The 6119-nt window shown below is 70.6% G+C and carries 7 protein-coding genes and 1 pseudogene; 2 read left to right on the top strand and 6 right to left on the bottom strand.

The genetic code is table 11. From position 1 onward, the window contains the following. From ACFVIU_RS33810 to ACFVIU_RS33800, 3 genes and pseudogenes are all read right to left on the bottom strand, one after another. Positions 1–1439: MFS transporter (locus tag ACFVIU_RS33810; protein WP_385847264.1), on the bottom strand; the 1439-nt coding region annotated here is incomplete at its 3' end. Beyond that, positions 1439–1939, bottom strand: a pseudogene (locus ACFVIU_RS33805) (GNAT family N-acetyltransferase); the annotation flags it as partial. The pseudogene ACFVIU_RS33805 and the gene ACFVIU_RS33810, both read right to left, overlap by 1 nt. Next, on the bottom strand, positions 1840–2070 hold the full coding sequence (locus tag ACFVIU_RS33800) for a hypothetical protein (RefSeq protein ID WP_385847263.1): 231 nt from the start codon (positions 2068–2070) through the stop codon (positions 1840–1842). The pseudogene ACFVIU_RS33805 and the gene ACFVIU_RS33800, both read right to left, overlap by 100 nt. Between ACFVIU_RS33800 and ACFVIU_RS33795 the strand changes: the two genes are divergently transcribed. Beyond that, positions 2065–2889, top strand: coding sequence for an SAM-dependent methyltransferase (locus tag ACFVIU_RS33795; protein ID WP_385847262.1), 825 nt, complete (start codon positions 2065–2067; stop codon positions 2887–2889). The two genes, ACFVIU_RS33800 and ACFVIU_RS33795, sit on opposite strands and share 6 nt — an antisense overlap. On the opposite strand, the gene ACFVIU_RS33790 is transcribed toward ACFVIU_RS33795, so the two are convergent. Both ACFVIU_RS33790 and ACFVIU_RS33785 read right to left on the bottom strand, forming a co-directional pair. Further along, on the bottom strand, positions 2856–3341 hold the full coding sequence (locus tag ACFVIU_RS33790) for a GNAT family N-acetyltransferase (RefSeq protein ID WP_385847260.1): 486 nt from the start codon (positions 3339–3341) through the stop codon (positions 2856–2858). The two genes, ACFVIU_RS33795 and ACFVIU_RS33790, sit on opposite strands and share 34 nt — an antisense overlap. Before the next feature lie 353 nt (positions 3342–3694). Next, entirely contained in the window at positions 3695–4843 is a 1149-nt protein-coding gene (locus ACFVIU_RS33785; RefSeq protein ID WP_385847259.1) for a serine hydrolase domain-containing protein, read from the bottom strand. A gap of 352 nt (positions 4844–5195) precedes the next feature. Here ACFVIU_RS33785 and ACFVIU_RS33780 point away from each other — a divergent pair, with 352 nt between their 5' ends. Beyond that, complete coding sequence (locus ACFVIU_RS33780) at positions 5196–5618, top strand: Hsp20/alpha crystallin family protein (protein WP_385847258.1); 423 nt, start codon at positions 5196–5198, stop codon at positions 5616–5618. 144 nt (positions 5619–5762) lie between these two features. Here the strand turns inward: ACFVIU_RS33780 and ACFVIU_RS33775 are convergent, their stop codons facing one another. Beyond that, positions 5763–5915, bottom strand: coding sequence for a hypothetical protein (locus ACFVIU_RS33775; RefSeq protein WP_385847256.1), 153 nt, complete (start codon positions 5913–5915; stop codon positions 5763–5765). Between the last annotated feature and the right edge of the window lie 204 nt (positions 5916–6119).

Here is a 6119-nt window from a genome sequence, read left to right as displayed (position 1 = left end):
GCCACCTGCGCTCCGTCTCGCGCTGTCTCGGTCCTCTGGGGTCTGGCCCCTGGCGGAGGGGGCGCTCCGCCCGGCCGTTGGGCTCCGTTGTCGCGGGCGCCAGGGCCCGGCCGCGCATCCGTGTCCGGCTTCGCGCCGCGTGCGGTGAGGCTGCGTACATCCCCGGACAGCAGGGCGGCAAGACTCGCGACAGCGGCGGCGAGACCCGCTGCGGTGGCCGCGCCACGGGCGTCGAGCGCGGCCACCAGCGGGCCCATCAGCAGGGCGCCGAGCGGCATCAGGCCGTTGAAGCCGAGAAACGCCAGGCTGCCCACGCGGCTGAGCAGGGACTCCGGCACCTGTTCCTGCAACAGGCTGGGGAAGAGCGAGTTGAAGAAGTGCAGGCCGATGCCGTAGACGAAGGCCATCGCCAGCGCGCCCCCGGCGCCGAGGACGCCGGTCGCCGCGAGGGACAGCGCCATGAGGGCCAGCATGAGGAACAGGGCCGGACCCGTCCTGCGCACCGTTAGCCTGACCAGTACCACCGCCCCGGCCAGCGCGCCGATGCCCTGGAGCGCGTAGAACATGCCCAGCGAGCGGCCCTCGGACGTCCCACCCGGTGCCATGATCAGCGGCACCGACACATCGAGGACGCCCGCGTACACGGCGTTGGTGCAGGCACCGACCACCAGGGAGACCAGCAGCCAGCGCAGCCCGGCCACATACCGGCCCGCCTGGGCGACGTCCGCGCCGACCTGCCGGAGCCGGTGGACGCCGGTCACCGGTTCCCCGGCCGCGCCGTCCTCGGCCACGAGGTCCGGCCGCGCGGTGCCGGAGCCGCGTTCCCCGCCGGTCTGCCGGGACGTGCGGACGAGCAGGAGCAGGACCGCCGAGAGCAGGAAGGTGGCGGCGTCGAACGCGAACGTCGCGGAGGCACCCGCCATGCTCACCATGAACCCGCCGACGAGCGGGCCGCCGATGAGTCCGATCTGCTGGCCGACGGAGAGTGCCGAGTTCGCGGCGACAAGCTTCTCCTTGGGCGTGATCTCCAGCATGTACGCGAAGGACACGGGCTGGAAGAAGCCGTCCGCCACGCCGATCAGCACCGCGAGGACGACGAGCAGCGTCACGCCGGACGTCCAGTAGGTCACCCCCGCGATGAGCAGGAGAATCACGAACCGGGCGAGGTCGGCCCCGACCATGACCGCCCGCCGGGACCCCGTACGGTCTCCGACGGCGCCGCCCACCAGGTAGAACACCAGTGAGGGCACCAGCAGCACGGCCGTCGCGGTGGCCAGCGTGGACGCCGAGCCGCTGACGCTGATGATGTACGTGGCGAAGGCGGTGCGGAAGGCGTAGTCCCCGATCAGGGACAGGGCGCGGGCCGTCCAGTAGTACCGGAAGCCCCGCTCCCGCAAGATGCCCAGCCCCTTGCGGGCGTTGCCGGCGTCGGCGTCCATCACTCTCCTGTCGTCGTACGGTGCGTCCCCGTGGCCGGACGGGCGAGCCCCCCGGCGAGGGCCTGCGCCGCGCGGTGCGCCGACCCGAGGTCGCCGTCGTCCAGCGGGAGGACGAAGCCGCTCACCTCGTCCAGGCGGCAGCCCCGCTCCAGTTTGGTGCTCTCCGCGCCGTAGCTGAAGGACAGCTCCTTGCGGCCGGTGCGATAGGCGTCCTCGACCGGCCGGTAGTAACACACCTCGAAGTGGGTGTCCTTGGAACGGCTGTCGGTGTAGTCGGTGCCGTTCGACCACGCGTGCCGTACGTCTCCGGCATCGAGGAACAGACAGAACCCGATGATCCGGTCGTCGGCCAGCGCAGCCACGACCTCCGCCCTTTCACCGAAGTGATTTCGCAGCACGGTCAGTTGGTCCCGCTCGCCTGAGGGGTCGGGGCGGCGGCCGTACTTGGCGCGGTGCTGCGGACTGGATCCGCGGACCGGTCGCCGATCTCTTCTCGTCCTACGTCGCCACCGCCGCCCTGTCCGCCGCCCACCAGCTCGGCATCCTCGACCGACTCGCCGAGCACGGCCAGGCGCCGTTCGGCAACGGCGGCGACGAGAGCCTCTCCGACACCGTGGTCCGCGCCGTGCACCGCACCCTGCACTGGGCGCGGGTCGTCGAGGTCAAGGACGACGAGGTGGTGATCCCCGGCGCGCTCTTCGCCGAGGCGTACGCGGCCCGCGGCTACTTCTACTGGCTGGTCAAGGGCTGCGGCGAACTCTTCAGCATCGCCCCGGACGTGGCCCGCACGGAGCGCAGGACCGGCGACTTCTACCAACGCGACATGCGGGCCGTGGCCATCGGCTCCCGGCTGATCGGGGACGAGGAGGTCGAGCCGCTGTTCGACCGCATCCTGGCCGACTCGCCCGTCGGGAAAGTCGCCGACCTCGGCTGCGGATCCGGGCAACGGCTCATCCGGATCCTCGGCAACCACCCCGGCGCACGGGGAGTCGGCGTCGACATATCCCCCGCGGCGGTGCAACTGGCCGGCGAGTCCGTCGAGGCCGCCGGCCTCACCGACCGGATCACCCTGCTCCAGGGCGACGTCCTCCATCTCGAACCGCGCCCCGAGTTCGCCGACGTGGACACCGTCACCTGCGTCTTCATGGGACACGACTTCTGGCCGTACGACAGCTGCGTGCGCACCCTGCGCAGGCTACGCACCGCGTTTCCGGCGGCCCGCCGCCTGTTCATCTGCGACGTCGTACGGACCAGCGAACTGCCCGGTCCCGACACGACCCTCTTCACCCTCGGCTTCGAGGCCGTACACGCGCTGATGGGCGACTACCTCCCCACCCTCGACCAGTGGCGGGAGGCCTTCCAGGAGTCCGGCTGGGAGTGCCGGACCGTCCGGCCGACCACCGTTCCGCCCAACGGCTACCTGTTCGAACTGACTCCCGTGACGGACTGAACCGCGGCGGCGGTGAGCTCGAGGTGATGGCGGAACACATGGGTCTCCCGCCGCACGAAACCGGCCTTCTCGTACAGACGGTGGGCGGCCGCACGGCTCGGCCGGGACGTCAGGTCGACCTGCCGGGCCCCCTGTGACCACGCCAGGTCCAGTCCCCGCCGTACGAGGGCGAGACCGATGCCTGCGCCGCGCGCCGACTCGTCGACGACCACGTCCTCGAAGCGGGCGGTGATCCCGGTCGGCAGGGCGAGAACGACCAGGGTGAGCAGCCCGACCACACCTTCTCCGGTACGCGCCGCGAGCACGAGGTTCGCCGGATGCGTCACGACACCCCGGACATACTCCGCAGTCAACTCGGGCAGTGCCTTCCCCAGTTGGGGCAGCAGCCGCCGGAACGCCCCGACCACGGCGTCGTCGGCGTCCGCAAGGACCTCGATGACAGGCTCCGGCATACCTCTCCTCGCATCGCGTCGGCGTTGACCTGATCCGGGCCAGGCTAAGCCACCGAGTCGGTGCGCGGCAGGGACACTTGGGGCCAGAGTGAAGTGGGCCCCTCGGCCGCCCGTGGCCTGTGCGAGGACCAGGTCAGGGCGGCGGATGGCGTGTTGGCATGATGACGGGTAAGCGACGGACCCTGTATCGGCAGGGCACCGGGTTCTGGCGGATGACGGCGAATCGGGTCTGGCCTGCCAGGCCCCTCGACGGGCGCGAGACCGTCCCGGCAGGTCACCGCTGACGGCCACAACCCGCGCCACCAGGCTCGGCCAGCCCTTCACCTGCTGATCTAGGGCGTGAGATGCGTGTGTCAGGCGTTCGCCGCGTACCGCCAGAACTCCCTGATCACCGGTGCCGGCACGGGACCCATCGCTGCCACCTGAGTCAGCAGAATGGTGACCGCACCCGTGGCCGGGACGACGTGCGCCGCTGTGCCCGTGCCGCCGACCCAGCCGTAACGGCCGGGTGCGTTCCACGGGTTGGTCCGGACGATGTCAACCGAGCCGCCGAAGCCCCAGCCCTGACCCTCCAGGAACAGCCGGCCGATGTCGCGCTGCGCCGGATTCGTGTGGTCGGTCGTCATCATGCGCACGGAGTCGGCCGACAGCACCCGGCGGCCGTCGGCCGCCACCCCGCCGGCCAGCAACATCCGGCAGAAGGCCAGCCAGTCGTCGGCGGTCGAGGCCAGCCCGCCATTGCCGAGCGGTAGCGCGGGCAGGCTGCTCCACTCGCCGTCCGGGCCGTCGGCGAGCTCCAGGCTGCCGTCGTCCCCTGGCTTGTAGAAGCTGGTGAACCGGCCCCGCTTGGCGGCCGGCACCTCGAAACCGGTGTCCACCATGCCCAGCGGCTCGAAGATCCGCTCCGTCAGGAACTCCGGCAGCGGCTGACCGGTGACCCGCGAAATCAGTACCCCTTGCAGGACGGAGCAGGTGTCGTACAACCAGGCGGCGCCCGGTTGGTACAGCAGCGGGATGCGGCCGAGCGCCGCCATCCACTCGTCGGCCGGCGGGAAGTTGCTCGGCACCCGGCCGTCCTTTTGCACCGTGAACAACTCCTGCACCGCCGGCAGTGTGAAGTCGGAGGGGAATCCGTACCCGGCCTGGGAGGCCAGCACGTCGAATACGGTGATGGGCCGGTCGGCCGGCACCACGTCGTCCACCGGGCTCGCCGGCGTGCGTACGACCACCGGCTTCGCCAGCTCCGGCAGCCACGTCCCGATCGGGTCGTCCAGTGCGATCCTGCCCTCCTCCACGAGGATCAGCAGTGCGGCGGCGGTGACGGACTTGGTGATCGAGGCGACCCGGAAGATGGAGTCCCTCGCCATCGGGGCGCCGTCGCCGGCGTCCTGCCCGCCGACGGCCGCCACCTCGACCTGGTCACCCCGGGCCACGAGGCCAACCGCTCCCGGCAGCGCACCGGCACGGACGTGGGCTTCGAGCAAGTCGTGCAGGGTCGTCATGAGGCCGCCTTCCAGAAGATTGCTGTCGAACGACAGACTCCCGCACGGGCCGGGAATCATCGGCGCCGACAGGTCTGGTGGCCGAAGCCTCGTCGTCGCGTTACGAGCTCTAGGTCTTCAGCGTGGCGTGGGGCGCGGAGCACGCTGGCTCCGTCGTCGAGCGGTTACGACGATCACCGACTGCCTCCTCGCCACACCCAACTCCCGCGCCGCGGTCGTGCCCGGCTTCGCCGTCGCGCGCGTCCGAAGCGCGCCAAAAGCTTGAGTCGGTGGTTGTCAACTTTCCGGCGTAGTGGTACATCAGAAGAGCAGCGAAATGCGATGCGGGAACGACGTGAAGGAGGGACGACAGATGCTGATGCGTACGGATCCCTTCCGCGAGCTTGACCGGCTCGTCGAGCGGGCCTGGGGCACGGCCGCACATCCGGCGGGCATGCCGTTGGACGCCTGGCGTGAGGGTGAGACGTTCTTCGTGGAGCTGGACCTGCCCGGTGTGGATCCGGAGTCTATCGATCTCGATGTCGAGCGGAACGTCCTGACGGTGAAGGCCGACCGCAAGCCGGCGTACGGCGAGAACACCGAGACGGTGGTCACCGAGCGGCCCGCGGGGACGTTCAGCCGGCAGCTGTTCCTCGGCGAGACTCTCGACACCGAGAAGATCGAAGCCTCCTACGAGGCCGGTGTGCTGAAGCTGCGCATCCCGGTCGCGGAGAAGGCCAAGCCCCGCAAGATCGCCATCAGCGGCGGCAGCGACCGCAAGGAACTGGGCGGCTGACCCCACAGCGACACCATTGCTCCAGGGCCTCGGGCATCAGCCCGGGGCCCTGAAAACCGCCCCTGGCCTTCTTGGCGCGCTCGGCTCCAGCCTGGCCACCGAGGACGCCGTCCGGCAGGCCCGCCGCAGCGGACGCACATCGCATCACGAGCCGGCAGGGCGTTCGGGCTCCCCACTGTCGGCATCGAACACCTTGGTGAAGGTGGCCCCGCACTGGCAGCGGGAGTGCTCGATCAGTTCTCCGTCGGCCGACACACTCAACCCCTGACTGAGCCGCACGTGCACATGTTCACCCATGAGGAGCTGCTTTCTCTCACGTCGCTGATCGGGTCATGGTGGGGGCCGGTCATGGGAGCCGACAATGTCGCAGCTCACACCAGGGTCGATCGTGATGTCCGCCATTGTCCGAAAAGGCCCGCGGCGCCATGGCGCCGCGGGGCGGACCACCCCCCCCGCCCCCCGCTGGGCCCCCCGGGCGGCCACCCCCGCCCCGACTGCCCG

This window comes from Streptomyces sp. NPDC127190 (genome assembly GCF_042672505.1).
Classification (GTDB): domain Bacteria; phylum Actinomycetota; class Actinomycetes; order Streptomycetales; family Streptomycetaceae; genus Streptomyces.
This window is presented reverse-complemented; position numbering and strand designations above follow the sequence as displayed.